The organism is Devosia sp., from assembly GCF_041917035.1.
Lineage (GTDB): Bacteria > Pseudomonadota > Alphaproteobacteria > Rhizobiales > Devosiaceae > Devosia_A.
Genome location: NZ_JAYRYM010000414.1, coordinates 1 through 2,087, shown reverse-complemented (window position 1 = coordinate 2,087; position 2,087 = coordinate 1). Strand labels below are relative to the sequence as shown.

General features: G+C 66.2%; 3 protein-coding genes. 1 reads left to right on the top strand and 2 read right to left on the bottom strand.

From position 1 onward, the window contains the following. Positions 1 to 916 (bottom strand): FAD-dependent oxidoreductase (locus tag ACE3TU_RS21770; RefSeq protein WP_374627944.1); only part of this gene is annotated, 916 nt, incomplete at its 3' end. 380 nt (positions 917 to 1,296) lie between these two features. Here ACE3TU_RS21770 and ACE3TU_RS21765 point away from each other — a divergent pair. Next, positions 1,297 to 1,620: a septal ring lytic transglycosylase RlpA family protein gene (locus ACE3TU_RS21765; protein ID WP_374627945.1), complete on the top strand. Its 324-nt coding sequence runs from the start codon at positions 1,297 to 1,299 to the stop codon at positions 1,618 to 1,620. A 42-nt stretch (positions 1,621 to 1,662) separates the two neighbouring features. On the opposite strand, the gene ACE3TU_RS21760 is transcribed toward ACE3TU_RS21765, so the two are convergent. Further along, the gene (locus ACE3TU_RS21760; RefSeq protein WP_374627943.1) at positions 1,663 to 1,869 is read right to left on the bottom strand and encodes a hypothetical protein; all 207 of its coding nucleotides are present in this window, start codon (positions 1,867 to 1,869) and stop codon (positions 1,663 to 1,665) included. Between the last annotated feature and the right edge of the window lie 218 nt (positions 1,870 to 2,087).

Genomic DNA, 2,087 nt, shown 5'->3' with positions numbered 1-2,087 from the left:
AGATTGTCACCTCCTCGGCGCCGAGCAGCTTGCTCTGCACGGCCGCATCGATCGCCGTCATGCCGCCGCCGATCACCACCACCCGCCGACCGACAGGCAGTGCCGAGAGGTCCTCGGCCTGCCTCAGCTCCGCAATGAAGTCCACCGCATTGATCGCGCCCTCGGCGGTCTCGCCCGGCGCGCGAAGGGCGTTGACGCCGCCCAGACCGATGCCGAGGAACACCGCGTCGTGCCTGCTCTTCAGTTCGTGCAGATCGAAATCCTGTCCCAGCTGCTTGCCGTTCACGATCTCGATGCCGCCGATCGCCGTGACATAGTCGACCTCGGCCTGGGCGAAGCCGTCGGTCGCCTTGTAGCTCGCGATTCCGTACTCGTTCAGTCCGCCCGGCTTCGGCCGGCCATCGTAGATCGTGACCGCGTGTCCGCGCATCGCCAGCCGGTGCGCCGCGGCGAGGCCCGCCGGGCCCGCGCCGACCACGGCGACCGTCTTGCCGCTTGCCGGGGCGCGCTCGAAGAACTGCACGCCGGCGGTCATCGCCGCGTCGGTGGCATAGCGCTGCAGCTGGCCGATCTTGACCGGCTTGCCTTCGGCCTCCATGCGCACGCAGGCCTCTTCGCACAGCTGTTCGGTCGGGCAGACCCGGGCGCACATGCCGCCGAGGATGTTTTGCTCGAAGATGGTCTCGGCCGCGCCGAGCGGGTTGCCGGTCGAGATCTCCCGGATGAACAGCGGGATATCGATGGAGGTGGGGCAGGCGTTCAGGCACGGAGCATCGAAGCAGAAATAGCATCGATCGGCCTCGACGAAGGCCTCATGCCGATCCAGCGGCGGATGCAGGTCCGAGAAATTCTCCGCATACTGGGCAGCGCCCAGGCGCCCCGCCGCGATGCCTTGCTTGAGCATTCCCCCGCTCATCGGCCGCTCCCTCTCCTCTAGAGCCATTCGAGATCAGGGACGCTAGCGCAGCGCAGAAATTTTATCAATTGGTCAAAATTGCTGGAAGACGATCGCCGCCACGTCCTGGTCAGGATGAAAAGACATACCTGCGTGGAAGGATAGACGCACTATAGGCCGGTCCGCGCCGCGCGCTGCTGCCACCGGCAAGGAACTGATTTCCAGACCAGAATTTTACCGGAGAGTTGTGTTGCCGCAATGCAACAAAGGACTGCGAATGCCGGCTGTTCATTTTCGGTTCACATTCTTGCCACAAGCGGCCGCCTTTTTCCGCGCCCGTCGAAACCAGTGTGAGTAGTGTAAGGTTGAATAGGAAAATCGTTGTGGCCGCCGTCGTGGCGATGGGACTTCTAGGTTCCGTCACGAGTTCCATGGCAGCGGCGCAGTGCGGTGGGGCCTCCTGGTATGGTCCGGGATTCCACGGCAAGAAAACGGCCTCCGGGCAGCGCTTCAACGAAAACGCCATGACGGCCGCCCACCGGACGCTGCCCTTCGGCACGGTGGTCAAGGTCACCGATCAGCGCACCGGCAAGTCCATCAAGGTGACCATCAACGACCGCGGGCCGTTCCACAAGGGACGCATCATCGACCTGTCCAAGGCCGCCGCGGCCAAGCTCGGCACCAAGAATGCCGGCACCGGCAAGGTCTGTCTCGCCAGGGTCTGATCCCCCGGGGGAGGGGGCAAATGCCGGCTGCCCTCCCCGCTTCTAGAGGTCGTTCGCCGCATTGAGTTCGGCCGGCGCCAGCCCGTCGCCTTCGGGATCGGGTGGCGAACCGGCCGGTTCGCCGGCGAGCGCGCGCGCGATTTCCGCGGCAATGCCAGCGATGTCGTCGAGCACGGCGTGGCGTTTCGCCAGGGCGTCCGCCAGCGCCGCGGCAATCAGCCGGACTCGGTCCGGGTCGATCGTCTCCATGCCCATGCTCCTTTGCGCTCGGCACCAGGTAGGGTGCAACGCACCGGGGACTGCAGGGTTCAGCCGGCGATCCGCCGCAACGCGGCGACGAACGCGGCGACGCCGTCCGCCAGGGCCCCCGAGTTCTCGATGACCGTTGCCTCGCTCCCCTGCGGCAGTGCGGCGCCTTCGCGCGACAGCCGGCTGGCCACGTCGTCCTGGCTCTCGCGACCGCGGCC